The organism is Streptomyces sp. NPDC006711 (genome assembly GCF_042869775.1).
GTDB lineage: Bacteria > Actinomycetota > Actinomycetes > Streptomycetales > Streptomycetaceae > Streptomyces.
This window is the reverse complement of sequence record NZ_JBIAGO010000009.1, coordinates 138,101-162,520: the sequence shown is the minus strand read 5'-3', so window position 1 is coordinate 162,520 and position 24,420 is coordinate 138,101. Positions and strand designations below refer to the sequence as shown.

General features: G+C 70.3%; 26 protein-coding genes, 1 tRNA gene and 2 riboswitches. Of the genes, 19 read left to right on the top strand and 8 right to left on the bottom strand.

Annotation, left to right across the window (positions count from 1 at the left end):
• Nucleotides 1–297 precede the first annotated feature (297 nt).
• From ACFYM2_RS20010 to ACFYM2_RS19975, 8 genes are all read left to right on the top strand, one after another.
• On the top strand, nucleotides 298–1,767 hold the full coding sequence (locus ACFYM2_RS20010) for an amino acid permease (RefSeq protein ID WP_388455589.1): 1,470 nt from the start codon (nucleotides 298–300) through the stop codon (nucleotides 1,765–1,767).
• Nucleotides 1,768–1,853: 86 nt separating this feature from the next.
• Entirely contained in the window at nucleotides 1,854–2,276 is a 423-nt protein-coding gene (locus ACFYM2_RS20005; protein ID WP_350230637.1) for a M67 family metallopeptidase, read from the top strand.
• Nucleotides 2,277–2,368: 92 nt separating this feature from the next.
• Nucleotides 2,369–2,516, top strand: a riboswitch (cobalamin riboswitch).
• A gap of 37 nt (nucleotides 2,517–2,553) precedes the next feature.
• Entirely contained in the window at nucleotides 2,554–3,528 is a 975-nt protein-coding gene (locus ACFYM2_RS20000; protein WP_388837712.1) for an ABC transporter substrate-binding protein, read from the top strand.
• 58 nt (nucleotides 3,529–3,586) lie between these two features.
• Nucleotides 3,587–4,615 carry a FecCD family ABC transporter permease gene (locus ACFYM2_RS19995; protein ID WP_388837709.1) on the top strand — a complete coding sequence of 343 codons (1,029 nt, stop codon included), beginning with the start codon at nucleotides 3,587–3,589 and terminating at the stop codon, nucleotides 4,613–4,615.
• A complete protein-coding gene (locus tag ACFYM2_RS19990) occupies nucleotides 4,612–5,406 on the top strand; it encodes an ABC transporter ATP-binding protein (protein WP_388837706.1) in 795 nt (264 codons plus the stop codon). The genes ACFYM2_RS19995 and ACFYM2_RS19990 overlap by 4 nt, the downstream gene beginning before the upstream one ends.
• A gap of 66 nt (nucleotides 5,407–5,472) precedes the next feature.
• The gene (locus ACFYM2_RS19985; protein ID WP_264198279.1) at nucleotides 5,473–5,601 is read left to right on the top strand and encodes a putative leader peptide; all 129 of its coding nucleotides are present in this window, start codon (nucleotides 5,473–5,475) and stop codon (nucleotides 5,599–5,601) included.
• A 110-nt stretch (nucleotides 5,602–5,711) separates the two neighbouring features.
• The gene (locus ACFYM2_RS19980; RefSeq protein WP_388837703.1) at nucleotides 5,712–5,990 is read left to right on the top strand and encodes a MoaD/ThiS family protein; all 279 of its coding nucleotides are present in this window, start codon (nucleotides 5,712–5,714) and stop codon (nucleotides 5,988–5,990) included.
• Between the two features lies 1 nt (nucleotide 5,991).
• Nucleotides 5,992–6,942 (top strand): cysteine synthase, encoded by a 951-nt coding sequence (locus tag ACFYM2_RS19975; protein WP_359005063.1) that lies wholly within the window; start codon nucleotides 5,992–5,994, stop codon nucleotides 6,940–6,942.
• 75 nt (nucleotides 6,943–7,017) lie between these two features.
• Here the strand turns inward: ACFYM2_RS19975 and ACFYM2_RS19970 are convergent, their stop codons facing one another.
• Complete coding sequence (locus ACFYM2_RS19970; RefSeq protein WP_388455584.1) at nucleotides 7,018–7,530, bottom strand: type II toxin-antitoxin system PemK/MazF family toxin; 513 nt, start codon at nucleotides 7,528–7,530, stop codon at nucleotides 7,018–7,020.
• A gap of 317 nt (nucleotides 7,531–7,847) precedes the next feature.
• Here ACFYM2_RS19970 and ACFYM2_RS19965 point away from each other — a divergent pair, with 317 nt between their 5' ends.
• Entirely contained in the window at nucleotides 7,848–8,600 is a 753-nt protein-coding gene (locus ACFYM2_RS19965) for an MBL fold metallo-hydrolase (protein ID WP_388837700.1), read from the top strand.
• 73 nt (nucleotides 8,601–8,673) lie between these two features.
• On the opposite strand, the gene ACFYM2_RS19960 is transcribed toward ACFYM2_RS19965, so the two are convergent.
• The gene (locus ACFYM2_RS19960; RefSeq protein ID WP_359005071.1) at nucleotides 8,674–9,936 is read right to left on the bottom strand and encodes a PTS transporter subunit EIIC; all 1,263 of its coding nucleotides are present in this window, start codon (nucleotides 9,934–9,936) and stop codon (nucleotides 8,674–8,676) included.
• A gap of 387 nt (nucleotides 9,937–10,323) precedes the next feature.
• The gene (locus tag ACFYM2_RS19955) at nucleotides 10,324–11,619 is read right to left on the bottom strand and encodes a PTS transporter subunit EIIC (protein WP_388837697.1); all 1,296 of its coding nucleotides are present in this window, start codon (nucleotides 11,617–11,619) and stop codon (nucleotides 10,324–10,326) included.
• A gap of 230 nt (nucleotides 11,620–11,849) precedes the next feature.
• Here ACFYM2_RS19955 and ACFYM2_RS19950 point away from each other — a divergent pair, with 230 nt between their 5' ends.
• The 3 genes from ACFYM2_RS19950 to rdgB all read left to right on the top strand — a co-directional run bounded on the left by ACFYM2_RS19950 (nucleotide 11,850) and on the right by rdgB (nucleotide 14,335).
• Nucleotides 11,850–12,083 (top strand): glucose PTS transporter subunit EIIB, encoded by a 234-nt coding sequence (locus ACFYM2_RS19950; protein ID WP_018517946.1) that lies wholly within the window; start codon nucleotides 11,850–11,852, stop codon nucleotides 12,081–12,083.
• Nucleotides 12,084–12,819: 736 nt separating this feature from the next.
• Nucleotides 12,820–13,557: a ribonuclease PH gene (rph, locus tag ACFYM2_RS19945; RefSeq protein WP_388455576.1), complete on the top strand. Its 738-nt coding sequence runs from the start codon at nucleotides 12,820–12,822 to the stop codon at nucleotides 13,555–13,557.
• A 175-nt stretch (nucleotides 13,558–13,732) separates the two neighbouring features.
• Entirely contained in the window at nucleotides 13,733–14,335 is a 603-nt protein-coding gene (gene rdgB / locus ACFYM2_RS19940) for an RdgB/HAM1 family non-canonical purine NTP pyrophosphatase (RefSeq protein ID WP_388837694.1), read from the top strand.
• Nucleotides 14,336–14,401: 66 nt separating this feature from the next.
• Here rdgB and ACFYM2_RS19935 read toward each other — a convergent pair.
• From ACFYM2_RS19935 to bcp, 4 genes are all read right to left on the bottom strand, one after another.
• Nucleotides 14,402–14,485: transfer RNA gene (locus tag ACFYM2_RS19935), tRNA-Leu, on the bottom strand.
• Between the two features lie 33 nt (nucleotides 14,486–14,518).
• On the bottom strand, nucleotides 14,519–15,538 hold the full coding sequence (locus ACFYM2_RS19930) for an HNH endonuclease signature motif containing protein (RefSeq protein ID WP_359005082.1): 1,020 nt from the start codon (nucleotides 15,536–15,538) through the stop codon (nucleotides 14,519–14,521).
• Nucleotides 15,531–16,013, bottom strand: coding sequence for an HNH endonuclease (locus ACFYM2_RS19925; RefSeq protein ID WP_359005085.1), 483 nt, complete (start codon nucleotides 16,011–16,013; stop codon nucleotides 15,531–15,533). The genes ACFYM2_RS19930 and ACFYM2_RS19925 overlap by 8 nt, the downstream gene beginning before the upstream one ends.
• 143 nt (nucleotides 16,014–16,156) lie before the next feature.
• The gene (gene bcp / locus ACFYM2_RS19920) at nucleotides 16,157–16,624 is read right to left on the bottom strand and encodes a thioredoxin-dependent thiol peroxidase (protein ID WP_359005088.1); all 468 of its coding nucleotides are present in this window, start codon (nucleotides 16,622–16,624) and stop codon (nucleotides 16,157–16,159) included.
• A gap of 153 nt (nucleotides 16,625–16,777) precedes the next feature.
• Between bcp and ACFYM2_RS19915 the strand changes: the two genes are divergently transcribed.
• The 3 genes from ACFYM2_RS19915 to ACFYM2_RS19905 all read left to right on the top strand — a co-directional run bounded on the left by ACFYM2_RS19915 (nucleotide 16,778) and on the right by ACFYM2_RS19905 (nucleotide 17,967).
• The gene (locus ACFYM2_RS19915; protein ID WP_359005091.1) at nucleotides 16,778–17,095 is read left to right on the top strand and encodes a DUF3618 domain-containing protein; all 318 of its coding nucleotides are present in this window, start codon (nucleotides 16,778–16,780) and stop codon (nucleotides 17,093–17,095) included.
• 44 nt (nucleotides 17,096–17,139) lie between these two features.
• Nucleotides 17,140–17,472, top strand: a complete 333-nt coding sequence (locus tag ACFYM2_RS19910) for a co-chaperone GroES (protein WP_114036654.1) — start codon at nucleotides 17,140–17,142, stop codon at nucleotides 17,470–17,472.
• A 73-nt stretch (nucleotides 17,473–17,545) separates the two neighbouring features.
• Nucleotides 17,546–17,616: riboswitch (guanidine-III (ykkC-III) riboswitch) on the top strand.
• Nucleotides 17,617–17,646: 30 nt separating this feature from the next.
• On the top strand, nucleotides 17,647–17,967 hold the full coding sequence (locus ACFYM2_RS19905; protein ID WP_359005094.1) for a multidrug efflux SMR transporter: 321 nt from the start codon (nucleotides 17,647–17,649) through the stop codon (nucleotides 17,965–17,967).
• Nucleotides 17,968–18,012: 45 nt separating this feature from the next.
• On the opposite strand, the gene ACFYM2_RS19900 is transcribed toward ACFYM2_RS19905, so the two are convergent.
• On the bottom strand, nucleotides 18,013–20,604 hold the full coding sequence (locus tag ACFYM2_RS19900) for a transglycosylase domain-containing protein (RefSeq protein WP_388837690.1): 2,592 nt from the start codon (nucleotides 20,602–20,604) through the stop codon (nucleotides 18,013–18,015).
• Nucleotides 20,605–20,798: 194 nt separating this feature from the next.
• Between ACFYM2_RS19900 and ACFYM2_RS19895 the strand changes: the two genes are divergently transcribed.
• From ACFYM2_RS19895 to ACFYM2_RS19880, 4 genes are all read left to right on the top strand, one after another.
• Nucleotides 20,799–21,599 (top strand): ABC transporter permease, encoded by an 801-nt coding sequence (locus ACFYM2_RS19895; protein WP_388837687.1) that lies wholly within the window; start codon nucleotides 20,799–20,801, stop codon nucleotides 21,597–21,599.
• A gap of 115 nt (nucleotides 21,600–21,714) precedes the next feature.
• On the top strand, nucleotides 21,715–22,491 hold the full coding sequence (locus ACFYM2_RS19890; RefSeq protein WP_388455565.1) for an ABC transporter permease: 777 nt from the start codon (nucleotides 21,715–21,717) through the stop codon (nucleotides 22,489–22,491).
• Nucleotides 22,492–22,546: 55 nt separating this feature from the next.
• Complete coding sequence (locus ACFYM2_RS19885) at nucleotides 22,547–23,551, top strand: ATP-binding cassette domain-containing protein (protein WP_388837684.1); 1,005 nt, start codon at nucleotides 22,547–22,549, stop codon at nucleotides 23,549–23,551.
• Between the two features lie 115 nt (nucleotides 23,552–23,666).
• Entirely contained in the window at nucleotides 23,667–24,332 is a 666-nt protein-coding gene (locus ACFYM2_RS19880) for a DUF1707 domain-containing protein (protein WP_388837835.1), read from the top strand.
• The last annotated feature ends 88 nt before the right edge of the window (nucleotides 24,333–24,420 follow it).

Genomic DNA, 24,420 nt, shown 5'->3' with positions numbered 1-24,420 from the left:
TTCGCTCAGCGGACGCTCAAATCCGTATAACGATCCCATCACCACATCGACCTGCTTTGTCATATTGAATGCGGTTTGTCCGCTTCTTCCTGTGATCCCTGCCACAAAGGCCGCTGGGGATCACCCATAAGCCCGTGATAAATCTTCACGACCACCCGGGGACGCCACCCATGTTCCCGGGGGCGCTTCGACCGGCTGACCGCCGGCGGCACTCCATCCACATCCGGGGGGATCAGGACCTGATCCGTCGCTTCGTGACCGAGGCGGACGGGTCAGCATGGAGAAAGGCGCACCACCATGACCTCAGCGCAGGTCGACCAGCACGGAGACCGTCCTGCCGGCAATGAGGCCGCGGGGACCGACAGCGTCAACGAACCGGGCGAAGCCGCGGGCGAGGGATACCAGCGGGGCCTCGGGGCCCGGCAGATCCAGATGATCGCGATCGGCGGTGCCATCGGCACCGGCCTCTTCCTCGGCGCGGGCAAGGCCATCTCGAAGGCCGGACCCAGCCTCATCCTGGCGTACGCCATCGCCGGCCTCGTCATCTTCTTCATCATGCGCGCCCTGGGCGAGCTGCTCATGTACCGCCCGGTGTCGGGCTCCTTCTCGGAGTACGCCCGCGAGTTCATCGGCCCGTTCTGGGGCTATGTGACGGGCTGGACGTACTGGCTCTTCTGGGTCGTCACCGGCATCACCGAAGTGACCGCGGCCGCCCAGTACATGTCCTTCTGGACGCACAAGAGCATCCCGCAATGGGCCTACGCCCTGATCTTCACGCTCATCCTGTACGCCGTGAACCTCATCTCCGTGAAGCTCTTCGGCGAGCTGGAGTTCTGGTTCTCGATGGTCAAGGTGACCGCCATCGTCGGCATGATCCTGATCTGCGCCGGCATCCTCACCGTCGGCTTCTCCGACGCCGCGGACACCGCCACCGTCGCCAACCTCTGGAACGACCACGGGTTCTTCCCCAAGGGCATCGGCGGCACGCTGATGACGCTCCAGATCGTGATGTTCGCCTTCCTCGCCGTCGAGCTGGTCGGCGTGACCGCGGGCGAGTCCAAGGACCCCGAGAAGACGCTGCCCAAGGCCATCAACACCGTGCCGTGGCGCATCGCCGTCTTCTACATCGGCGCCCTGATCATGATCCTCTCGGTCGTCCCGTGGCACGAGTTCCAGCCCGGCGTGAGTCCCTTCGTCGCCGCGTTCCAGAAGATGGGCCTCGGCGTCGGCGCGGGCATCGTCAACTTCGTCGTGCTGACCGCCGCGCTCTCCTCCTGCAACTCCGGCATGTACTCCACCGGCCGCATGCTGCGCGACCTCGCGCTCAACGGCCAGGGCCCCAAGGTCTTCACCAAGCTCACCAGGAGCGGCACCCCGCTGGTGGGCACCTCGGTCTCCGCCGGGCTCATGCTGGTCGGTGTCTGGATCAACTACGTCGCGCCCGGCAAGGCCTTCGACTACGTCGTCTCCTTCGCCACGATCTCCGGCATGTGGGCCTGGATCATGATCCTGGTCTGCCAGATCCGCTACCGCGCCAAGTCCGACCGCGGCGAACTGCCGCAGTCCACCTTCCGCGCCCCCGGAGCCCCGTGGACCAGCTGGTTCGCGCTGCTCTTCATCGGCATGGTCATCGTCATGATGGGCATCGACAAGGACTCCCGCGTCTCGCTGTACTGCGCGCCGCTGTGGGCCCTGATCCTGGGCGTCTCCTACCTGGTCCTCAAGGCCAAGAACCCCGAGAACAAGGCGTTCGCCAAGCGCGTCTGACCCCGCTGACCGGCACGTTCTCACCATGTGGGCCGCCGCGTATCGCCACTCGATACGCGGCGGCCCCTTTGCTTATCCTTGCCGACATGCTGACCCTCACCCAGGCCCTGTACGACCAGCTCGTCGCGCACGCCCGCGCCGACCACCCCGACGAGGCGTGCGGTGTGGTCGCGGGCCCGGCCGGCACCGGCCGCCCCGAGCGCTTCATCCCCATGCTGAACGCGGCCCGCTCGCCCACGTTCTACGAGTTCGACTCGCAGGACCTCCTCAAGCTCTACCGCGAGATGGACGACCGCGACGAGGAGCCGGTGATCGTCTACCACTCCCACACCGCGACCGAGGCCTACCCCTCGCGCACCGACGTGTCCTACGCCAACGAGCCCGGCGCGCACTACGTCCTGGTGTCCACTGCGGACACCGACGGCGCGGGCGAGTTCCAGTTCCGCTCGTACCGCATCGTGGACGGTGTGATCACGGAGGAAGACGTCAAGGTCGTCGAGGCCTACTGAGCCAGGCCCACTGAGCCAGGCCTACTGAGTCACCCCCGGGCGCCGTGACGGATGGCGCGTACCGATCGAAATTCGCGCATATCGAAATTCGCGCATACTGTCCGTACGAAATTTTGATCATCGGGCGGCAGGACCCAGGAAGCCGGTGCGAATCCGGCACGGTCCCGCCACTGTGACCGGCCCCGGGGGACCCCCCTCGGAGCCGGAAGCCAGGAACTGACCTGCCGCCTTCTCCCATCGACAGGGGACGTGGAAATCCCCTTGGAGGAGCGCAGCCATGCTCTGGCGCCGCGCGGCACTCGCCGCCGCCCTGCTGTTCCCGCTCGCCGCGTGCACGACGCGGCCGCAGCCCGAGGCCACGGGCGCTACGGCCCCCGGCTTCCCGTACACCGTCACCAACTGCGGCGTGCGCACCACGTTCACCGCGCCTCCCAAGCGGGCCGTCACGATGAACCAGCACGCCACCGAGGTGATGCTGGAGCTCGGCCTCGCCAAGTCCCTTGCCGGGACGGCCTACTTGGACGACAAGGTACTGCCGAAGTACGAGGCGGCCTACCGCTCGGTCCCGGTCCTGGCCGCCGAGTACCCCTCCTACGAAAAGCTCCTGGCCGCCGGCCCCGACTACGTCTACGGCGGTTACGCCTCGGCCTTCGCCGCGGGCGAGGGCCGAAGCCGCGAAGCCCTCGCCAAGAGCGGCATCAAGTCCCGCCTCAACGTGGAGAACTGCCCCCGCGCCGACGCGACCACGATGGACGACGTGTACGAGGAGGTCACCGAGGTCGGCCGCACCTTCGGGGTGCCCGAGCGGGCCCAGACGTGGATACGCTCGGCCCAGGAGGCCAACGAGCGTACCCGGACGGCGCTTTCGGGCCGGGAGCCGGTGCCGGTGTTCGTCTACGACAGCGGCGACAAGACGGCGTTCACGGCCGGCGGCAAGGGCATCGGCAACGACATCGTGACGCGGGCGGGCGGACGCAACATCTTCGCCGACGACCTGAAGACGGCCTCCTTCGGCGACGCGAGCTGGGAGGACGTGGTGGCCCGCGCCCCGAAGACCATCCTCATCCTGGACTACGGCGGCACGAGCGTGGAGGCCAAGAAGAAGCGCCTGCGCGACGACCCGGCGCTCGCCTCGGTGCCCGCCGTCAAGAACAACAGCTTCGCGGTCCTCGCGCTGTCCGACATGGTGACGGGCGTACGGGCCCCGGACGCGGTGGCCAAGCTGGCCGCGCAGCTCGGGGCGGGAGCATGAGGGGGCGCCACCACGCGGGCCCGCAGCCCCGTCCCGCCGGTCGAGAAGGAGCCCGCCGGTGACCCCCCGCCGGCGCTACCTCGCGCTGCTCGGCGGCCTGACCCTCGTGCTCCTGGCCGGCGCCACCGCCGGGCTCGCGCTCGGCTCGGTACGGATACCGGCGGGCGAGGTGTGGGCCATCGTCACCGGCGCCGCCGAACCCGGCCCCTACCGCACCATCGTGCTGGACGTCAGAGCCCCCCGGGTCGTGCTCGGCGCGGTCACCGGCGCCGGTCTCGCCGTCATCGGCACCACCCTCCAGGCCCTCGTGCGCAATCCGCTCGCCGATCCCTTCCTGCTGGGCGTCTCCAGCGGAGCCTCCGCGGGGGCCGTCGCCGTGATCGTCCTCGGGGCCGGCGCCGGGGTGGCCACCACCGTCGCCCTGCCCGCCGCCGCCTTCGCCGGAGCCCTCACCGCCCTCGTCCTCGTCTACGCGCTCGCCCGGCGCGCCGGCTCCCTGGCGGGCGGGCGCCTGGTGCTGGCCGGGGTCGCCGTCTCCTACGTCCTGTCCGCGCTCACCAGCCTGATCCTGGTCACATCGGCCAGCGCCGAACACGTCACGGAAGTCCTGCACTGGACACTCGGCGGACTCGGCGGCGCCCGCTGGGACATGCTCGCTCTGCCCGCGCTCGCCCTCGCCGCGGGCACCCTGCTCCTGATCGCCCTGGCCCGCCCGCTGGACCTGCTGCTCGTCGGCGAGGAGGGCGCCACCGTGCTCGGCCTCGACACCGGGCGCTTCCGCGCGGCCGCCTTCGTGCTGGCATCGCTGCTCACCGGCGTCCTCGTCGCGTACACCGGGTCGATCGGCTTCGTCGGCCTGATGGTGCCGCACGCCGCCCGCATGGCCGTCGGCGCCGCCCACCGCGCCCTGCTGCCCGTCGCGGCCCTGGGCGGCGCCGCCTTCCTCGTCCTGGCCGACCTGGCGGCCCGCACGGTCGCCGCGCCCCAGGACATCCCCGTCGGCGTCCTCACCGCGCTCACCGGCGGCCCCTTCTTCCTGTGGATGCTGCGCGGACACGGCGCCCGCGCGGAAGGCGGCCCCGCATGACCACGCTGCGCGCCCAATCGCTCTCGTACACCACCCCCCAGGGCCGCGCCCTGCTGCACGACATCACCCTGCACGCCGCCGACGGCGAGACCGTCGGCCTGGTCGGGCCCAACGGCAGCGGCAAGACCACACTGCTGCGCTGCGTCTACGCCACCCTGCGCCCCACCTCGGGCCGCGTCCTGCTCGACGGCGCCGACCTGCACGCCCTGCCGGCCAGGGCCCGCGCCCGCCGGCTCGCGACCGTCCCGCAGGACGCCGACGCCGGCGGCATCGAACTGAGCGTGCGGGAGATCGTCGCCATGGGCTGCTCCCCGCACCACCGCTTCTGGGAGGCCGACACCGCCGCCGACGACGCCCTCGTACGCGACGCGCTGGCACGCCTCGGCATCGCGAACCTCGCCGCCCGCCCCTTCCCGTCCCTGTCCGGCGGTGAACGCCGGCGCGCCCTGGTCGCCCGCGCCCTCGTACAGCAGCCTGACCTCATCGTCCTGGACGAGCCGACCAACCATCTCGACATCCGCTACCAGCTCGAAGTGCTCTCCCTGGTAAGGGAGTTGGGCACCGTCAACCTGCTCGCCCTGCACGATCTGAACCTGGCCGCGCAGTACTGCGACCGCCTCTGCGTCCTGGCGGACGGCCGGATCGTCGCGGCGGGAGCGCCCGCGGACGTACTGACTCCGGATCTGCTGCGCGAGGTGTACGGGGTCGAAGCCGACGTCGGCGTACACCCCACCACCGGGGCGCCCACCGTCGTCTACCTGCCGCCCACCAGGAGGGTGACCACATCCTGAGCGGGATGCGTCCAGGATGCGAGATCACATTCCGGGAAGCGGACCGGGAATCTATACGATGACCCCATGGTTTCGAACGACGTGAGCGACAAGACGCCGAGCAGCGGCCCCGCCCTGCTGCTCGTGGCGCGGCTGCACGTCGACCTGTGCCGTCTCGCCAGCGCGATCTGTACGGCCCGCGCAGCCGCCGTCTGACGCCGCGCGCCCCGCACCAACGCACCACCGCACGCCCCCGGGCGTGCGGCGCGCGGACCCGAGCCCGAGCCGCGCCCACGCCTCACATCTTCCGATCAGGAGCCCACGCCATGGCCATCGAGGTCCGCATCCCGACCATCCTCCGCACCTACACCGACGGCGCCAAGGCCGTCGAGGGCAGCGGCGCCACCCTCGCCGAGCTGCTGGGCGACCTCGAAACCCGGCACACCGGCATCCGCGAGCGCATCGTGGACGGCGACAAACTGCGCCGCTTCGTGAACGTGTACCTCAACGACGAGGACGTCCGCTTCCTCGACGGCATCGACACCAAGCTGTCCGACAGCGACAACGTCACGATCCTGCCCGCAGTCGCGGGCGGCCGCGTCTGACATGCGCTACGACTCCCCGCTCGCCGCGGTTGGCAACACCCCCCTGGTCCGCCTGCCCCGGCTCTCCCCCTCGGCGGACGTACGGATCTGGGCCAAGCTGGAGGACCGCAACCCGACCGGCTCCATCAAGGACCGGCCGGCCCTCCACATGGTCGAACAGGCCGAGAAGGACGGCCGGTTGACACCCGGCTGCACCATTCTCGAACCCACCAGCGGCAACACGGGCATCTCGCTGGCGATGGCGGCCAGGCTCAAGGGCTACCGCATCGTGTGCGTCATGCCGGAGAACACCTCCCAGGAGCGCCGCGACCTGCTCGCGATGTGGGGCGCCGAGATCGTGTCGTCCCCGGCGGCCGGCGGCTCCAACACGGCCGTACGGGTCGCCAAGGAGCTGGCCGCCGAGAACCCGTCCTGGGTGATGCTCTACCAGTACGGAAACCCGGACAACGCGGGCGCCCACTACGCCACCACCGGCCCCGAGATCCTGGCCGACCTGCCCTCCATCACGCACTTCGTGGCGGGCCTCGGCACCACCGGAACGCTGATGGGCGTCGGCCGCTACCTGCGCGAGAACGTCCCCGGCATCCAGATCGTCGCCGCCGAACCCCGCTACGACGACCTGGTCTACGGGCTGCGCAACCTCGACGAGGGCTTCGTGCCCGAGCTGTACGACGCCTCGGTCCTCACCACCCGCTTCTCGGTCGGCTCGGCCGACGCGGTCACCCGCACCCGCGAACTCCTCAAGGAGGAGGGCATCTTCGCGGGCGTCTCCACCGGCGCCGCCCTGCACGCGGCGATCGGCGTCGGCAAGAAGGCCGTCAAGGCGGGCACCCCCGCCGACATCGCCTTCGTCGTCGCCGACGGCGGCTGGAAGTACCTGTCGACCGGCGTCTACACCGCGCCGACCACCGAAGCGGCCATCGAGACCCTGCACGGCCAGCTCTGGGCGTGAGCGCCCCCGAGGCGGGGACCGGGCCGCGCGCCACGAGCGGGCCCGGCCCCTCACCTCACGCGGGCCGGGGGTCCGTCACCTCGCCAGGTGACGGACCTGGTCCCACAGCGTGGGGTCCACCACGCCCACCCGGCGCCGGAACGCCGACACCCCGACCTCGCGCAGCTCGTCCGTCTCCAGGAAACTGGGCCGGCCGTGCGCGTCGGCCACCGTGCCCGGCGGCAGCGGAATGACCCCGGCGCGCTCGTCGTGGTACTTGCTGGTGATCTTCGCGACGGTCACCGTCCCGCCCCGCACCCGCAGCACCAGACACGGACGGTCCTTGCCGCCCGGAACATCCTCATAGGGCACCTCGGCCCACCAGATCTCCGCCGCCTTCGGCGCCTGCCGCGCCCGCCCGGCACCCGAGGGCCGCGCCCGCTCATCGCGCCGCCCGCGCGGCCGCGTCCCCCGCTCACGCCCCGGCGCCGCCCGCGGCCGCGAACGCCCACCGGGCCCGCGCCGCGTCCGCCCGCGCCCGTCCACGACGGCCGCCACCAGCGCGAGCGCCACCACGGCGCCGAGCGCCAGCCACCACGACGTGTCCATACCGCAGACGTTACCGGCGCACCATTCGCGGCGCGCCCCCCGGGACCACCCCTCCCCGCGGCACGGTCGAACCCCTGTTCCGCCACCGGGCCACCCCGGCCCCACGGCCGCACACCTGCGCCCTTGGCCGTACGGGGGAAGAGTGGACTTGGCGGTGACTTCCCCCACAACGGCCCGCCGCGAAGGAGCGGGCGGCCCTGGCGCGCCTTACGCTCGACGCACCGCAAGCCGTTACCCGCGGTCTCCTTGCCGGCCCCGCGCCCCGCCCCGCAACGACGGGCTTCGCCCATCCCCTGCTGTCCGGAGGTTCACGCTCCATGAAGCTCACCGTCGTCGGCTGTTCCGGGTCGTTCCCGTCCGCGGAATCGGCCTGCTCCAGCTACCTCATCGAGGCGGACGGCTTCCGGCTGCTCCTCGACCTGGGCAACGGAGCCCTCGGTGAGCTACAGCGCCACATCGGCCTGTACGACCTCGACGCGATCTTCCTCTCGCACCTGCACGCCGACCACTGCATCGACATGTGCGGCTACTTCGTCGCCCGCTACTACCGCCACGACGGCGGGCGCTGCGCCCCCCTGCCGGTGTACGCGCCCGAAGGCGCCGAGCAGCGCCTGACCACCGCCTACGCGGACACGCCCTCCCCCTCCGCGATGAGCGAGGTCTTCGACTTCCACACCCTGAAGCCGGGCACGTTCGACGTCGGCCCCTTCACGGTGCGCACCGAACGCGTCTGCCACCCCGTCGAGGCGTACGCCGTCCGCGTCGAGCACGGCGGCCGCGTCCTGACGTACTCCGGCGACACCGGGCCGTGCGCCGCCCTGGACGAACTGGCCGCGGGCGCCGACCTGTTCCTGTGCGAGGCGTCCTTCACGTACGGCAAGGAGGACATCCCGGGGCTGCACCTCAACGGCCGCGAGGCCGGCGAGCACGCGGCGCGCGCCGGGGCCGGGCGCCTGGTCCTCACGCACATCCCGCCGTGGACGGACGGCGAGGTCGCCCTCGCGGACGCCCGCGCGGTCTTCACCGGCCCCACCACGCTGGCCGCGCCGGGCGCGGTGTACGAGATCTGACCCCGCCCCGGCCCGAGCACGCGAAGGGCCCCGGAACCAGGTGGTTCCGGGGCCCTTGCCGTGCCGCTCGGGCTTACGCCTTCGTCAGGTCCTCGACCTCTTCCTCGGGCTCACGGCCCGGGGTGGGGATGTTGAACTTGACGATCGCGAAGCGGAACACCACGTAGTAGATGGCCGCGAAGGCGAGACCGATCGGGATGATCAGCCACGGGTGGGTGGCGAACTTCCAGTTCAGGACGTAGTCGATCGCACCGGCGGAGAAGGTGAAGCCGTGGTGCACGCCGAGCGCCCAGGTCACGGCCATCGAGACGGCGGTCAGGACCGCGTGGATCACGTAGAGCACCGGCGCGATGAACATGAACGCGAACTCGATCGGCTCGGTGATGCCGGTGACGAAGGAGGTCAGCGCGAGGGACATCATCATGCCGCCGACGACCTTGCGGCGCTCGGGGCGGGCGCAGTGCGTGATGGCCAGGGCCACGGCGGGCAGGGCGAACATCATGATCGGGAAGAAGCCCGTCATGAACTGGCCGGCCGTCGGGTCGCCGTGCATGAAGCGCTGAACGTCACCGTGCCAGGTGGCACCGGAGGAGTCCGTGTAGGTGCCGATCTCCTGCCAGGCGACCGTGTTCACGAACTGGTGCATGCCGACCGGCAGCAGGGCGCGGTTGACCACACCGAAGATGCCCGCGCCGACGGCGCCGAGACCGGTCATCCACTCGCCGAACGAGGTGATGGCGTTGCCGATGGGGCCCCAGATCAGGCCGAACAGCACACCCATGGCGGTACCGATGAAGGCCATGAGGATCGGGACCAGACGGCGGCCGTTGAAGAAGCCGAGCCAGTCCACCAGCTTGGTGCGGTGGAAGCGCTGCCACACGACGGCGGATATCAGGCCCATGACGATGCCGCCGAGGACCTTGGGGTCGTTGTAGACAGCGGGGACGTCAACGCCCTTGTTGGCCGTGGTGTTGATGACGGCGTCGTGGACGGGGAACGCGGTCAGCACGTTCTTGTAGACCAGGAAGCCGACGAGGGCGGCCAGGGCGGTGGAGCCGTCGGCCTTCTTCGCGAAGCCGATCGCGACACCGATGCAGAAGAGCAGCGGCATGTTGGAGAAGACCGCGTCACCGGCGGTCATGAAGACCTTGGCGACCGTGTTCCAGCCGAGGCCGTCCTTGCCGAAGACATCGTCCTGGCCGAGGCGGAGCAGAATGCCCGCCGCGGGCAGCACGGCGATCGGCAGCTGCAAGCTGCGGCCGACCTTCTGCAAACCCTGGAACAGGCCGGAGCCCCGCTTCTTCGCGGGCGCCGCCGTAGCGGTGGCCGTACTCATCAACATCCTCCAGTAGGGCAAGGCGCCGCCCGGGGGCATGGGAAAATACGGGGGGACGGCGGCGTCTCAGGGGAACGCGGTCAAGCCCGCGTGGTCTACACCAATGAGTGGTGTAGACCAGTTTTAGCACGGTGAGGGTTAGATAAGGAACCTTCGTTTTTTGTGGCCTGAGCCATACCGGGCAATCGGGTCAAGACCGACTCGTCGCCGTAACCGTTTCGTGGCCGGCGAGGACGCCCGGACGCGCCGAAACGCCGGAGCTCGGGCATGCCGGAAGCCCCCGGACCGCAGGGTCCGAGGGCTTGAGGGGCTGAGCGCCTGAGGGCCGAGCGCCTGAGGGGCCGAGGCGCGCGGCGGGCGTTACGTGCGTTACGTGCGCTACGGGCGCTACGCCTGGGTGTTCTCCTTCTCCAGCTCCTCCTCGTCCGGCTCCCGCCCCGGCGTCGGCAGGTTGAACTTGGTGATCGCGAAGCGGAACACCGCGTAATAGACGACGGCGAAACAGAGCCCCACCGGGATGATCAGCCAGGGCTTGGTCGCCAGGCTCCAGTTGATGACGTAGTCGATCAGGCCCGCCGAGAAGCTGAACCCGTCCTTGATGCCGAGCCCCCAGCTCACCGCCATCGACACACCCGTGAGCACCGCGTGGATGACATACAGGAGCGGCGCGATGAACACGAAGGAGTACTCGATCGGTTCGGTGATGCCCGTGACGAACGAGGTCAGGCCCACCGAGAGCATCATGCCGGCGACCTCCTTGCGGCGGTGCGGCTTGGCGCAGTGCGCGATCGCGAGCGCCGCCGCCGGCAGCGCGAACATCATGATCGGGAAGAAGCCGGTCTGGAACTGCCCGGCGGTCGGGTCGCCCGCGAGGAAGCGGGGGATGTCGCCGTGCACGATCGTCCCGTCCGGCTTGGTGAAGTCGCCGAACTGGAACCAGATGAACGTATTCAGGAACTGGTGCATGCCGATCACGAGCAGCGCGCGGTTGGCGACACCGAAGATGCCCGAACCCGTCGCGCCCAGGTCCACCAGCCACTTGCTGAAACTGGTCAGCGCGTCACCGATCGGCGGCCACACCCACAGGCACGCCACCGAGAACACGATCGCGACCCCGGCCATGATGATCGGCACGAGCCGGCGGCCGTTGAAGAAGCCGAGCCAGTCCACCAGCTTCGTACGGTGGAAGCGCTGCCAGAAGTACGCGGTGAGCAGGCCCATCACGATGCCGCCGAACACCCCGGGGTTCTGGTACGTGGCGAGGACCGCCGAGCCGTCCTTGGCGACGCACGCCCCGGCGGTCAGCTTCGCCCCGGTCGCGCAGTCCTTCGGGAATTGCAGCAGCACCCCGTAGTAGACGAGGAACCCGGCCACCGCCGCGAGCGCGGTCGAGCCGTCCGCCTTCTTCGCCATGCCGATGGCGACGCCCACGCAGAACAGCAGCGGCAGCCCGAGCGAACCGTTCAGGAGCGCGCCGCCCGCGCCGGCGAACACCTTCGCCACGTCGTTCCAGCCGAGCCCGGTCTTGCCGAACACGTCGTCCTGGCCGAGCCGGTTGAGGATGCCGGCGGCGGGGAGCACGGCGATGGGGAGCTGGAGGCTGCGGCCCATCTTCTGCAAGCCCTGGAACAGGCCGTTCCACCACTTGGTCCGCGGCGGGGCGGCCGCGCTGCTCGCACTCATCGGCAACCTCCAGGCTCGCGGAACAAGCCGGCTAGGACCGTCGTTTGCACTGGTGTAGACCAGTTGCGGTATCGTCCGGAGCGGGCCCCTCGCGGGCACGGCTCCGGTGATCGCCATCCTTGGCCAGGCGGAATGCGCCCGCGCGCATAGCTGGGCCAAACGTGGGTTACCGTGACAAAGCGGACCTACCGTGGGCCGACACAGCGTTCTTCACGAACCAGGAGAGACACATGGCCAGCAAGGCTGAGAAGATCGTCGCCGGCCTCGGCGGTATCGAGAACATCGAAGAGGTCGAGGGCTGCATCACCCGCCTGCGCACCGAGGTCATCGACCCGAGCAAGGTCGACGAGGCGGCGCTGAAGGCGGCCGGTGCCCACGGTGTCGTCAAGATGGGGACGGCGATTCAGGTCGTCATCGGGACCGACGCGGACCCGATCGCGGCGGACATCGAAGACATGATGTGACCCGCTGACCCCCTCAGCCCCCCAAGGCCGGCCCCCCACCAGGAGGCCGGCCTTCTGCGTCCCCAATCGCCGGACGGGGCCGAGTATGCGATGCGGCCCGGCACCGACCCCGCCAGGGGCGCGGGGAACTGCGCGGGGAGCGACCACGGCCCGCAGCCAGGGTCCCTGGGGCTCCGCCCCAGACCCCATTCGCGCTGAACGCGCTCGTCCTCAATCTCCCCCAAGGCCTTAAGGGCCAGGGGGGACCCCCATGACGGGCTGAGGTATGCCGGGTGGGCCAGCACCAGCCCTGCCAGGGGCGCGGGGAACTGCGCGAGGAGCGACCACGGTCCGCAGCCGGGGCTCCTGGGCTCCGCCCCAGACCCCGTTCGCGCTGAACGCGCTCGTCCTCAATCGCCGGACGGGCTGGGTATGCCGGTGCGGGCCGGCACCGACCCTGCCAGGGGCGCGGGGAACTGCGCGAGGAGCGATCACGGTCCGCAGCCGGGGCTCCTGGGCTCCGCCCCAGACCCCGTTCGCGCTGAACGCGCTCGTCCTCAATCTCCCCCAAGGCCTTAAGGGCCAGGGGGGACCCCCATGACAGGCTGAGGGGTGCTCATGCGGGCCCGCACAGGATGCTCAGGGGCGCGGGGAACTGCGCGACCAGCCACACCGCGGCCCGCACGTCCACACGGCCCGCACCCCGCAGGGGCCCCGCAGGGAACCCACCCCCACCCGGATCGCCTAGGCTCACCCCATGTCTCGAATCGACGGCCGCACCCCCGAACAGCTCCGCCCCGTCACCATCGAACGCGGATGGAGCAAGCACGCCGAGGGCTCCGTCCTCATCTCCTTCGGCGACACCAAAGTCTTCTGCACCGCCTCCGTCACCGAAGGCGTACCCCGCTGGCGCAAGGGCAGCGGCGAAGGCTGGGTCACCGCCGAATACTCGATGCTGCCCCGCTCCACCAACACCCGCGGCGACCGCGAATCCGTACGCGGCAAGATCGGCGGCCGCACCCACGAGATCTCCCGCCTCATCGGCCGCTCCCTGCGCGCCGTCATCGACTACAAGGCGCTCGGCGAGAACACCATCGTCCTGGACTGCGACGTCCTCCAGGCCGACGGCGGCACCCGCACCGCCGCCATCACCGGCGCCTACGTCGCCCTCGCCGACGCCATCACCTGGGCCCAGGGCAAGAAGCTCATCAAGCACGGCCGCCAGCCCCTCACCGGCACCGTCTCCGCCGTCTCCGTGGGCATCGTCGACGGCGCCCCCCTCCTCGACCTCTGCTACGAGGAAGACGTACGCGCCGACACCGACATGAACGTCGTCTGCACCGGCGACGGCCGCTTCGTCGAAGTCCAGGGCACCGCCGAAGCCGAGCCCTTCGACCGCAAGGAGCTCAACGCCCTGCTCGACCTCGCCACCGGAGGCTGCGCCGACCTCGCCGCCCTCCAACTCCGGGCCCTGGCCGCCGCGTCCGGAGAGTAAAGCGGCACCCGAGCCGCGAGGCGTACGGGCGTACTGGCCGACCACGCGCCCGTACGCCCACGCCACCCTGGCCCTCACAGCCACCGCCCCCGCCAGGCCGGCTTGCACCCGCGCGGACCCCAGGCACGCCCCCGCCTGACCGGCCGCCCTCCGCGCCGCCCCGATACTGGTGGGCATGACCCGCCTGATCCTCGCCACCCGCAACGCCGGCAAAATCACCGAGCTCCACGCCATCCTCGCCGCCGAAGGCCTGCCCCACGAGCTCGTCGGCGCCGACGCCTATCCCGAGATCCCCGACGTCAAGGAAACCGGCGTCACGTTCGCCGAGAACGCCCTCCTCAAAGCGCACGCCCTGGCCAAGGCCACCGGACTGCCCGCCATCGCCGACGACTCCGGCCTCTGCGTCGACGTCCTGAACGGCGCTCCCGGCATCTTCTCGGCCCGCTGGTCCGGCACCCACGGCGACGACCGAGCCAACCTGGACCTCCTCCTCGCCCAGCTCTCCGACATCGCCGACGAACACCGCGCCGCGCACTTCGCCTGCGCCGCCGCGCTGGCCCTGCCGGACGGCACGGAACGCGTGGTGGAAGGCCGCCTCCTGGGCACCCTGCGCCACGCCCCTGCCGGAACGGGCGGCTTCGGCTACGACCCGATCCTCCAGCCGGAGGGCGAGACGCGTACGTGCGCGGAGCTGACGGCGGACGAGAAGAACGCGATCAGCCATCGCGGACAGGCGTTCCGGGCGTTGGTGCCGGTGGTGCGGGAGTTGGTGGGGTGAGGGGCCGCCGACGGGATGGCCCGGCTCGCCATTATTGACGAGCCGGCCCTTCGATTCCTCGGTCTGTGCGGCCTGAGGGATTCGAACCCTCACGGGATTTCTCCCATCGCACCCTAAATGCGAGGCGTCTGCCAATTCCGCCAAGGCCGCATACAGCCGACCTCTTATGCTCGGACGGCAGCGTCAGTGTACGGGGCGGTTGGCCTGTGTGACGAGCGGCCTCGACCGACGGGAGCGGCCCCAGGTGTCAGTTAGGGCATGGCAATTGGGGCAGAGGTACCGCAGGTTTTCTGCCCGGTTGTCCAGCCAGTCGCCACTGATGTGGTCGATCTGCAACGTGATCCGTTGGCCGAGCCACTCGCCGGCGTTGTCGCACGATACGCACCGGTATGGGACGCCGATCTCCTGGAGGGCCCGATGCAGGCGGGCCCGGTTCGTCCGCGGTGAGCCTTGTGGGAGCTGGACCAGGGTGCCCGCTGCGGTCGGCTTGGGTTTGTGTGGCGGTGCCGAATTCCTCGGGCGCCGTATGAAGTGGCTGGCATCTAGTGCGAGTTGGGCTATGCGGCGGCGCACCCGGCGATGGTTGGTGTCGTTCACGGGGAGCCCGAGGGCTCGCATGACACCGGCATAGCTGGTCGCGCCGGGGACTGCTGCGCGCAGGGAATTCTCGGAGATGGTGACGCGGGCGTTGCCGAAATGAGAGGTGTCGATGCCCTCCTGCTTCAGCATCCGCCCAAGCGCGGCTCGCGAGCGGCTGTCATCAGGGACGCCAAGAGTCCGGGCAACACCCCGAATACTCTGGCTTGTTGCTGCGGCATCCGCCAGCTGCGCCCGTGTGAACGGAAGGTCGATCGACACCTGATTGGCGCTTGGGAAGTGGCTGATGTCGATCCCAGCCGCTGTTATTCGGCGAGCGATGTGCGACATCGTCCCGCTTGCTGGCGTGGCGCCCAGCCTCGCGGCGACCTCGCGGAGTGTTGATGAGCAGGCCGCAGCTGCGGCAATGGCCTCGTCGGGATACTTGCGCCAGGGGCTGCGCTGCTTGAAGTGCTTGGTGTCGAGGCCGAGCTCGGCAACCTTCTCCTGAAGGACGCGTCGTTGACCGCCGCTGGCGCTCAAGTCGAGCTGACGCATCAGGTCAGCCCAGCTCTGCGCGGAGGCCACGGCAGCGGCCAGTTTCTCGTGTCCGTAACGCTCAGACACGGTTGCCTCGCCCCGCCACGCTCGCCACTGCTCCGGCGTGAGCTACGAAGGCGTACCGCCTGCCGCCGCCCGGGACCCTGCCGTCCTCGGGATCGCGCAGGCCGAGGACGTCGCCGAGTGAGCCCTTTGGACGGCCTCGCCGTGTCCGGGTGAAATGGCCCGTGTCGATTCCGAGTGCGGCTATGCGGCGGCTGATATGGGTCTGGTTGCCGCCGACTTGGTTGATGCCCAAGTGCCGTACAACATCCTTGATGTTGGATGACACCGCCACCGCCGCCCGCAAGCGCTCCTCGGTGTGCCGCACCTGGTTCGTGGCGAAGTGCGAGATGTCGATCCCGGCCTGTGCCATCCGTTGCCGCAGATAACGCCTGCTGCCGGGCGTCGGTACGCCCCCGCACCAGCGGACCGCGTCGTCCATGTGCCGTGTTTCCCGGGCCGCTTCCATCACGAGAGCCCGGGTGTACCTGCCTGCCATGATTCTCCGTCCCGGCCACGCGTTCGCAGCCTCGTACGGAGTAACGAACCGAATTGCGGACCGTCACATCCGACATGCGGAACGACGCATCCCGCTTGCGGGGCCGGGGCCGGGACCGGGGCCGTTCGACGGGAGGGGCAGGGTCAGACGCCCAGGTCTTTGATGATCTTGGCTACGTGGCCCGTCGCCTTCACGTTGTACAGGGCCCGCTCCACCTTGCCCTGCTCGTCCACGACCACCGTCGAGCGGATGACCCCGGTGACGGTCTTGCCGTACAGCTTCTTCTCGCCGTACGCCCCGTACGCCTCAAGGGTCTCCTTGGAGGGGTCGCCGACCAGCGTGACCTTAAGGGACTCCTTCTCGCGGAACTTCGCCAGCTTCTCCGGCTTGTCGGGGGAGACGCCGATGACGTCGTACCCGGCGCCGGCCAGCAGCTCCAGGTTGTCCGTGAAGTCGCACGCCTGCTTGGTGCAGCCGGGCGTCAGGGCGGCGGGGTAGAAGTAGACGATGACCTTGCGGCCCAGGTGGGCGGCGAGCGAGACCTCGTTGCCGTCGGCGTCGGGCAGGGTGAAGGCGGGCGCGGTGTCGCCGGGCTGAAGTCGCTCACTCATGGGGTTTCCTCCGGGAAGGCCAGAAAGTGCAGAGGGTCGGGGGTCGGGGCGTACACCGACAGAGCCTAATGGGGGCCTGTGACAGTGCATTGGCCACAGAGCTGACAGACTGTGGAGGACGGACGACCCCATACGACCACCGGAGGCGGCGCAGTGTCGGATGCCAGGACCCCTGCGCAGATCGAGGCGGACATCAGGAGCCGGCGGGCCCAGCTCGCGGTGACCCTCGACGAGATCGGCGTGCGGCTGCACCCGTCCACGATCGTCGGCGATGCCAAGGCGCGGATCGCCTCGACCGTGGACCACACCGCGGGACGCGCGTACGTCGCGGTGAACCGTGCGGTGAGCGATGTGAAGGCGCGCTTCGTGACCGAGGACGGGACGCCCCGCGTGGAGCGGATCGTGCCGGTCGCGCTCGTCGCGGTGGGCCTGGTGGGGCTGCTTGCGCTGTCGAAGAAGCGGCGTGCCTGACCCTTCGGCACACGCGTGGCGCCGGGCCGGGTAGGTTCGACCCCGTGAGCGAGAACACCCACGACAAGCTGCCCATCCGGATGCTGCACGACCGTGTGCTGGTCCGGTCCGACACGCCTGAGGGCGAGCGGCGTTCGGGCGGCGGCATCCTCATTCCGGCGACCGCCGCCGTCGGCAAGCGCCTGGCCTGGGCCGAGGTGGTCGCGGTCGGCCAGAACGTACGGACGGTGGAGCCGGGCGACCGGGTCCTGTACGACCCGGAGGACCGTGCCGAGGTCGAGGTGCGGGGCGTGGCGTACGTCCTGATGCGCGAGCGCGATCTGCACGCGGTGGCGTCGGAGCGGGTGTCGGTGGACGCGACGGGGTTGTATCTGTAGCGATCTGTAGAGACCGGTAGAGACCGGTAGAGATCTGTCGCGAGGGCCGGTGACGGTTGTCACCGGCCCTTCGGCATGCCCTTTGCTACGGTGGTGGGACCCCGACGAGACGCGTCGTACCGGGTCAGGACAAGACGACGCACCTGTTCCGTCACGTGTCTCGGAGGTGCCGTCATGGCCTGGGTTCTGCTGCTTGTCGCCGGTCTGCTGGAAGTGGGCTGGTCAATCGGGATGAAGTACACCGAGGGGTTCACCCGTCTGGTCCCGAGTGTGCTGACGTGCGCGGGGATCGTCGCTTCCATGCTGCTGCTGTCGCAGGCCGCCAAAACGTTGCCGATCGGGACGGCGTACGGCGTGTGGGTGGGGATCGGCGCGGCCGGTGCGGCGGTGCTCGGCATGGTGGTGCTCGGGGAGCCGGTGACCGCGGCCCGGATCTTCTTCGTCTGTCTGCTGCTGGTGGCCGTGGTGGGTCTGAAGGCGACGAGCGGTCACTGAGGAGCGGCCCGGGCCCCGCCACGCGAGCGGGGCCCCGGTCGGGCCTCAGGGGCGGGTGGGGCTCCAGGGGGTGCGGGGGACGTGGGGGCGGTCGGCGGCGCCGGTCGTGGTGCCGCCCAGGCCTTCGGTGGTCCCGCCGTCGGTGACGCCGCCGTTGTCGGTGGCTCCGATGGCACCGGTGCCTCCGGTGGTCTGGCCGCCGTCCGTGGTGCCGCCCTGGGTCCGGCCCTGGCTCTGCCCCTGACTCTGGCCCTGGGTGCGGCCCTGGCTCTGACCGGCGTTGACGGCGCCCTCGTTGTCGGCGCCGCCCTGCGTCCCCTGGTTCTGGCCCTGCGTCTGCCCCTGGTTCTGTCCTTGGTTCAGGCCCTGGGTCCTGCCCTGGTCCTGGCCCTGGGTGCGGCCTTGGTCGCGGCCGCCGGTGCGGCCCTGGTTCTGCCCCTGCGTCTGCCCCTGGTCCCGGCCCTGGTTCTGTCCTTCGGTCTGCCCCTGGTCGCCGCCGGGCGTCGGGGACTGGAACGGGTTGGTGGTGGGCGGCTCGACGGGGGTGTTCGCGCCGTCCTGGAGCTCCAGGTCGAAGTCCTTGGCGTCGCTGCCCTGGAGGGCGCCCTGGGTGTACTGGGCCCAGATCTGCGCGGGCGGCCCGCCGCCGTTCATGCGGGGCAGGCCGAGCGCTCCGTACAGCGGCTGCTGCGCGGCGGTGTCGGGGTCGGCGCCCATGACGGCGACGACGGTCGCGAGGTCGGGGGTGTAGCCGGCGAACCAGGCGGCCTTGTCCTGTTCGGCGGTGCCGGTCTTGCCGGCGGCGGGCCGTCCCGAGGCCTGCGCGGCGGTGCCCGTGCCGCCGTCCACGACGCTTTGCAGCATGGACGTCGTGGTGTCGGCGGCCTCCCGGCTGACGGCCTGCTCGGTGTCCTGCGAGGGCAGCTCGGTCCGCTCGCCGTCCTTGGTGACCGATTCGACCAACGTGTACGTGCCGTGCCGGCCGTGTCCGGCGAGCGTGGCGTACGCCTGTGTCATGTCGAGCACGCTCGCGGTGGCGGGGCCGAGCGCGATCGAGGGGGAGGCCACCAGGTCCGGTGTGGCGGCCGGGATGCCGAGGCTGATGGCGGTCTGCTTGACCTTGGCGGGGCCCACGTCGACGGCCATCTGCGCGTACACCGCGTTGACGGACTTGTCGGTGGCGGTGCGCACGGTGATCTGCCCGTAGGAGGCGTCGTCCTCGTTGGCGGGGTTGTACGAACCGCCTTTCCAGCCCTGTACGGGGCGCCTGTTGGTGCCGTCGTAGAGGGTGTTGGGGGTGATGACGCGCCCGTCCTGCGTGGTGGAGCCGTTGGCCACGGCCGAGGTGAAGACGAACGGCTTGAAGGTGGAGCCGACTTGGAAGTCGCGCCGGGTCGCGTTGTTGACGTACTGCTTGGTGTAGTCGATGCCTCCGTACAGGGCGAGGACCTTGCCGGTCGCCGGGTCGATGGAGGCGCCTCCCACGCGTACGTTGCGGTCGGCCTTGCGCACGCTGCTCAGCTTGGAGTTCACCTTGTCGTCGACGGCCTTGACGAAGGCGTCCTGCTTGTCCTTCTGGATGGTGGTGGTGATGCGGTAGCCGCCGGTCGCGAGGGTGTTCTCCTCGATGATCCTGTTGCTGGTGAGGTAGTCCTTGACCGCCTCGACCAGGTAGCCGCGCTGGCCCGCGAGCCCGGCGCGCGGCTTGACCTTGCCGGGCACGGGGAAGGTGGTCGCGGCCCGCTCCGGGGCGCTGAGCCACTTCTTCTTGACCATGCCGTCGAGTACGTAGTTCCAGCGGGCCAGCGCCCTCGGTTTGTTCTCGGGGTGGGCGATCACGTCGTAGGCGCTGGGGGAGTTGAGCAGCGAGGCGAGGTAGGCGCCCTCGGCGGTGGTGAGCTGTTCGACGTTCTTGCTGTAGTACGCCTGGGACGCGGCCTGGATGCCGTAGGCGTTGCGGCCGAAGTAGCTGGTGTTGAGGTAGCCGGTGAGGATGTCCTCCTTGGTCTCCTCGCGGTTGAGCTTGATGGCGATGAAGAACTCCTTCACCTTGCGGGTGACGGTCTGTTCCTGGCCCAGGTAGTAGTTCTTGACGTACTGCTGGGTGATGGTGGAGCCGCCCTGGGTGCCCTTGCCGCTGAGCGTGTTCCAGGCGGCGCGGACCATGGCCTTGGGGTCGACGGCGCGTTCGGAGTAGAAGTCGCGGTCCTCGGCCGCGAGCACGGTGCGCTGCACGCTCAGCGGGACCTGGGAGAGCTGGATGTTCTCGCGGTTGACCTCGCCGTCCGAGGCGAGCTGGGTGCCGTCGGCGTACAGGAAGACGTTGGACTGCGCGGTGGCGACGGCGTTGGCGGGCGGGATGGAGACGAGGGTGTAGCCGGCGATGAACGCCCCGATGAGCAGCAGGGCGCAGAACAGGAAGAGGCCGAGCACGACGCGCCAGCGGGGGAGGAAGCGGCGCCATCCGGTGCGCCCCGGGCGCTCCGCGTCGGGGGCGGGGTCGTCCTGGTGGGGGTCGCCGGGCGCGGCAGTGGGGCCGGTTTGGGCGCCCGTCGCGCCGCCGAGGTCCCGGGGCGCCCAGGTCCGCGGCGGCTGGGGTCCGGGGTGCGGTGGCTCCGGCTGCTCGTCGTCGCTCATGTCTCTCCGGCCGATGCGTCTGGTTCGTGGGCTGGTGGGGCCGATGCGAGCCGATGTGGGTGTTTCATCCCTCTTCGGCGGTTTTGGGCTGTGTAGACATCTTGCATGCCGGGCCGTGGAAAGTCCGTCGCGTAGGGCCAAAGCGCTGGGCTAGGCTCCTGCGCTTTGGTGCCGATGGAGGGAGGGCGGCGTTCGTGCGGCTGTACGGGGCGGTGGCCCTTGGCGGGTTCCGGCGGTATACGACCTACCGGGTGGCCACTGCGGCAGGGGTGTTCACCAACACTGTTTTCGGCGTCATCGTGGCCTACACCTATATAGCCCTGTGGGAGCAGCGCCCCCATCTCGGCGGTTACGACCAGTCGCAGGCCCTGACCTTCGTGTGGGTCAGCCAGGCCCTGCTGATGACGGTCAGCCTGTTCGGCGGAGGCTTCGCGGACGAGCTGGTGGAACGCATCCGTACGGGTGACATCGCCATCGACCTCTACCGCCCGGCGGACCTCCAGATGTGGTGGCTCGCGGCGGATCTGGGCCGGGCGCTCTTCCACTTCCTGGGGCGCGGGGTGATCCCGCTCGCCTTCGGCGCGCTCGTCTTCGACCTCGCGCTGCCCGGCGAGGCGGTGACCTGGCTCGCGTTCGTCCTGGCGGTCCTGTTCGCCGTGGTGGTGAGCTTCGCGCTGCGCTTCCTGGTGGCGCTCACGGCGTTCTGGCTGCTCGACGGCGCGGGCGTCACCTCGCTCGTGTCCATCGCGGGGCTGTTCTTCTCCGGCATGCTGCTGCCGCTCAACGCCTTCCCCGGCCTGCTCGGCGAGGTGGCCCGGGCGCTGCCGTGGTCCGCGCTGTTGCAGATCCCGGCGGACGTCCTGATGGGCCGCCACCGGGGCGTGGGCCTGCTGGGCGCGTACGGCTTCCAGCTCGGCTGGGCGGCTGCCCTGCTCGGCGCGGGCCGGCTGCTCCAGAACGCGGCGGTACGAAGGGTGGTGGTGCAGGGTGGCTGACGTAAGGGGGACGGCGACGTGGGCCGACGGGGGTGCCGGGTCCGGGTCCGGGTCCGGGTCCGGCGGCCGGAGTGCGGGCGGGCGGTCGGCGCCGGGCGCGTTCAGCGCGTACCGCATGATCGCCGGGATGTGGATCCGCTCGACCCTGGCCTACCGGGCGTCGTTCGCGATGATGCTGGTCGGCAACTTCCTGGTGACGGCGTTCGACTTCGTCGTGATCGCCCTGATGTTCTCGCAGGTCCACTCGCTCGGCGGCTACTCGTTCGCCGAAGTGGCGTTCCTGTACGGGACGTCGACGACGGCCTTCGGCCTCGCCAACGCGGTGGTCGGCTCGATCGACAAGCTCGGCGCGCGCATCCGCGACGGCACGCTCGACACGCTCCTCGTCCGCCCGGTGCCGGTGCTCGCGCAGGTCGCCGCCGACCGGTTCGGGCTCCAGCGCCTGGGCCGGCTGCTCCAGGGCGTCCTGGTCCTGGCGGGCGCCCTGGTGGCTCTCGACGTGCACTGGACGGTGCTCAAGGTGCTCCTGGTGCCGGTGATGCTGGGGAGCGGCACGGCGATCTTCTGCGCGGTGTTCGTGGCGGGCGCGGCCTTCCAGTTCTGGGCGCAGGACGCGGCGGAGGTGCAGAGCGCGTTCACCTACGGCGGGCAGACGCTGCTGCAATACCCGCCGACGGTGTTCGCCAAGGACATGGTGCGGGGCGTGACCTTCATCCTGCCGCTGGCCTTCGTCAACTGGCTGCCCGCGCTGTATGTCCTTGGCCGCCCCTACCCGCTGGACCTGCCGCACTGGCTGGCGTTCACCCCGCCGCTGGTGGCCGCCGCGTGCGTGGCCCTGTCCGGGCTCGCCTGGCGGGTCGGCGTACGGGCCTACCGCAGCACGGGCAGCTGAGCGGACCAGCCGCCCAGAACACCCCAACACGACCAGTACGGAAGGGAGTTGACCAGTGGACGACCTCATCGAACTCGACGACGTGGAGAAGGTCTTCGACGTACGGCGCAGGACGGGCCGGCTGCGCCGCGAGAAGCGGCAGGTCAGGGCCGTCGACGGGATCAGTTTCCGGGTGCCGCGCGGCGAGATGGTGGGCTACATCGGGCCCAACGGCGCCGGCAAGTCCACCACCATCAAGATGCTGACGGGCATTTTGACCCCGAGCGCCGGAAGGCTGCGCGTGGCGGGCCTCGACCCGTCCCGCGAGCGGACCGCGCTGGCCCGCCGGATCGGCGTGGTCTTCGGCCAGCGGACCACGCTGTGGTGGGACTTGCCGCTGTACGACTCCTACCGCCTGGCCCACCGCATGTACCGCATCCCCGACCACCGCTTCCGCGAGAACCTGGACCGGTGCGTGGAACTCCTGGATCTGGCCGACCTGTTGGACGTACCCGTACGCCAGCTCTCCCTCGGTCAGCGGATGCGCGGCGACATCGCGGCGGCGCTCCTGCACGACCCGGACGTGCTCTACCTCGACGAGCCGACGATCGGCCTCGACGTCATCAGCAAGGCGAAGGTGCGGCAGTTCCTGCGCGACCTGAACGCCGAACGCGCCACCACCATCCTGCTCACCACCCACGATCTGACCGACATCGAGCAGCTGTGTGAGCGGGTGATGGTCATCGATCACGGCCGCCTCATGTACGACGGGGCGCTCGCGGGGCTGCACGAGGCGGGCGAGAGCGAACGCACCCTGGTGGTCGACCTGGAGCGCGAACTGCCCCCGGTGCGCGCCGAGGGCGCCCGCGTGGTGAAGGTCGAGGGCCCGCGCCAGTGGCTCGCCTTCCCCGCGTCGGCGTCGGCGGCGCCGCTGGTGGCGCACATCGCCGAGACGTATCCGCTGGTGGATCTGTCGATCCGCGAACCGGACATCGAGGCGGTGATCGCGCGCATGCTGTACGCGCCGGACGGCGGCGCCGACGGCTCCCCGGACGGGCCCGCCCCGCTCTCCCCGTCGTGAGCCGGGCCCGCACCCCGCACCCCGCACTCCGCGCCCCCGCACCCCCGGCGCCGTGGGGCGGGGACTTCACTAGGCTTCGCCCATGACGAGTGAACCAGCGGGTGGGCTGCCGGAGATGCGCGCTTCGGACGCGGAACGCGAGCGGGTCGCGGAATCGCTGCGGGAGGCGATGGCGGAGGGGCGGCTCGACATGGAGGAGTTCGAGCAGCGCCTCGAAGCCGCCTACAAGGCGCGTACGCATGGGGAGTTGGAGCCGCTGGTGCGCGACCTGCCGGCGCCGGGCACCATCGGGCCGGACCTCGCGGTGCCGCGCGCGACGCGGGACGACGCCGAGGTCCACTGGCCTTCGCGCATCGGCCACGCGCCGACCTCCAAAGGAGGCTTCGCCTTCTGGAGCGGCTTCTCCCGTAAGGGCGAGTGGACGGTGGCGAAGAAGTTCACGGCGTTCGCGATGTGGGGCGGCGGCGAGATCGACTTGCGCGAGGCGCGCTTCGAGGACCGCGAGACGGTGCTGCGACTGTTCACGATCATGGGCGGGATGGGTGTGACGGTACCGCCGGAGCTGAACGTCCAGGTCAAGGGCTTCGGTCTGATGGGCGGAGTGGACGGCGGCAAGGCCAATGGCGTGGGCACGCCCGGCTCCCCGAAGATGACGATCGTGGCGTTCGCCCTGATGGGCGGAATCGGCGTGGACCGCAAGCTGCGCAAGGCGCAGATGGAGCGGATGCGGCTGGAGAAGAGGGGGCAGGAGGGGGACGGGGGCCGGAAGGAACTGAGGTGACCGGGGCGACGCACCCCGCGCCGGCCGTTCTCCGCCCCCACCCGAACGAGTGGACGTACGCACGTACGGGACCGTACGGGAACTGATC

Bases quoted from the DNA above. Each gene is read 5' to 3' on its own strand.
- ACFYM2_RS20010 (WP_388455589.1), top strand. From the start codon at position 298: ATGACCTCAGCGCAGGTCGACCAGCACGGAGACCGTCCTGCCGGCAAT.
- ACFYM2_RS20005 (WP_350230637.1), top strand. From the start codon at position 1,854: ATGCTGACCCTCACCCAGGCCCTGTACGACCAGCTCGTCGCGCACGCC.
- ACFYM2_RS20000 (WP_388837712.1), top strand. From the start codon at position 2,554: ATGCTCTGGCGCCGCGCGGCACTCGCCGCCGCCCTGCTGTTCCCGCTC.
- ACFYM2_RS19990 (WP_388837706.1), top strand. From the start codon at position 4,612: ATGACCACGCTGCGCGCCCAATCGCTCTCGTACACCACCCCCCAGGGC.
- ACFYM2_RS19985 (WP_264198279.1), top strand. From the start codon at position 5,473: ATGGTTTCGAACGACGTGAGCGACAAGACGCCGAGCAGCGGCCCCGCC.
- ACFYM2_RS19980 (WP_388837703.1), top strand. From the start codon at position 5,712: ATGGCCATCGAGGTCCGCATCCCGACCATCCTCCGCACCTACACCGAC.
- ACFYM2_RS19975 (WP_359005063.1), top strand. From the start codon at position 5,992: ATGCGCTACGACTCCCCGCTCGCCGCGGTTGGCAACACCCCCCTGGTC.
- ACFYM2_RS19970 (WP_388455584.1), bottom strand. From the start codon at position 7,530: ATGGACACGTCGTGGTGGCTGGCGCTCGGCGCCGTGGTGGCGCTCGCG.
- ACFYM2_RS19965 (WP_388837700.1), top strand. From the start codon at position 7,848: ATGAAGCTCACCGTCGTCGGCTGTTCCGGGTCGTTCCCGTCCGCGGAA.
- ACFYM2_RS19960 (WP_359005071.1), bottom strand. From the start codon at position 9,936: ATGAGTACGGCCACCGCTACGGCGGCGCCCGCGAAGAAGCGGGGCTCC.
- ACFYM2_RS19955 (WP_388837697.1), bottom strand. From the start codon at position 11,619: ATGAGTGCGAGCAGCGCGGCCGCCCCGCCGCGGACCAAGTGGTGGAAC.
- ACFYM2_RS19950 (WP_018517946.1), top strand. From the start codon at position 11,850: ATGGCCAGCAAGGCTGAGAAGATCGTCGCCGGCCTCGGCGGTATCGAG.
- rph (WP_388455576.1), top strand. From the start codon at position 12,820: ATGTCTCGAATCGACGGCCGCACCCCCGAACAGCTCCGCCCCGTCACC.
- rdgB (WP_388837694.1), top strand. From the start codon at position 13,733: ATGACCCGCCTGATCCTCGCCACCCGCAACGCCGGCAAAATCACCGAG.
- ACFYM2_RS19925 (WP_359005085.1), bottom strand. From the start codon at position 16,013: ATGGCAGGCAGGTACACCCGGGCTCTCGTGATGGAAGCGGCCCGGGAA.
- bcp (WP_359005088.1), bottom strand. From the start codon at position 16,624: ATGAGTGAGCGACTTCAGCCCGGCGACACCGCGCCCGCCTTCACCCTG.
- ACFYM2_RS19905 (WP_359005094.1), top strand. From the start codon at position 17,647: ATGGCCTGGGTTCTGCTGCTTGTCGCCGGTCTGCTGGAAGTGGGCTGG.
- ACFYM2_RS19900 (WP_388837690.1), bottom strand. From the start codon at position 20,604: ATGAGCGACGACGAGCAGCCGGAGCCACCGCACCCCGGACCCCAGCCG.
- ACFYM2_RS19890 (WP_388455565.1), top strand. From the start codon at position 21,715: ATGATCGCCGGGATGTGGATCCGCTCGACCCTGGCCTACCGGGCGTCG.
- ACFYM2_RS19880 (WP_388837835.1), top strand. From the start codon at position 23,667: ATGCGCGCTTCGGACGCGGAACGCGAGCGGGTCGCGGAATCGCTGCGG.